Genomic DNA, 1,069 nt, shown 5'->3' with positions numbered 1-1,069 from the left:
TTCATCAGTCGTAGGATCCGTAGGATCGCCGTCAGGATCTGTGCCCGTCGCGCTCGCTACATTCAATACGCTGCCGCCATCGATATCTGCCTGTGTTACTGTATAGSTCGTCGTAAAGGTCTCACTGTCACCAGGAGCCAATACTGCTATCGTCTCGCTCAGGCCTGTCAATGGATCGTTAACCGCAACATTGGTCAAGGTAACATTRCCATCGTTGCCCACCTCTATACTGTAAGCAATCACATCGCCAACAGCACCGAAGCTTGTCGCCCCCGCATCGCCGTTAACCGACGTGGCAGTCTTAACTACCGATAGCGATGGGTTCAAGACAGGACCGTCTACTTCCTCTTCATCAGTCGTAGGATCCGTAGGATCGCCGTCAGGATCTGTACCTGTAGCACTTGCTACGTTCAATACGCTGCCTGCATCGATATCTGCCTGCGTTACTGTATAGCTCGTCGTAAAGGTCTCACTGTCACCAGGAGCCAATTCTGCTATCGTCTCGCTCAGACCTGTCAATGGATCTTCTACCTCTATATTGGTCAGGGTAACATTACCATCGTTGCTCACTTCTATACTGTACGCGATCACATCGCCTACCTCACTGAAGCTTGTCGCCCCCGCATCGCCGTTAACCGACGTGGCTGTCTTCACTACCACTAGCGATGGGTTTGAGCCAGGACCGTCTACTTCCTCTTCATCAGTCGTAGGATCCGTAGGATCGCCGTCAGGATCTGTGCCCGTCGCGCTCGCTACATTCAATACGCTGCCGCCATCGATATCTGCCTGTGTTACTGTATAGGTCGTCGTAAAGGTCTCACTGTCACCAGGAGYCAATACTGCTATCGTCTCGCTCAGGCCTGTCAATGGATCTTCTACCTCAATATTGGTCAGGGTAACATTACCATTGTTGCTCACTACTATCGTGTACGCTATCACATCGTCAACAGCACTGAACTGGGTCAGGGCAGCGTCGCCGTTGATTGAACTCAACGTCTTTTCTACCGATAGCGACGGGTTCAAGACAGGACCGTCTACTTCCTCTTCATCTGTCGCAGGATCTGTAGGC

At 51.8% G+C, this 1,069-nt stretch carries 1 protein-coding gene; it reads right to left on the bottom strand.

Annotated features, from left to right (window positions below; all coding sequences use genetic code 11):
- Positions 1–1,069 (bottom strand): CLIPPER-2 domain-containing protein (locus MM213_RS20680; protein WP_241414780.1); only part of this gene is annotated, 1,069 nt, incomplete at both ends.

This window comes from Belliella alkalica, from assembly GCF_022549785.1.
Taxonomy (GTDB): Bacteria; Bacteroidota; Bacteroidia; order Cytophagales; family Cyclobacteriaceae; genus Belliella; species Belliella alkalica.
The sequence above is the reverse complement of the archived record's forward strand: the minus strand, read 5'-3'. Positions and strand labels throughout refer to the sequence as shown.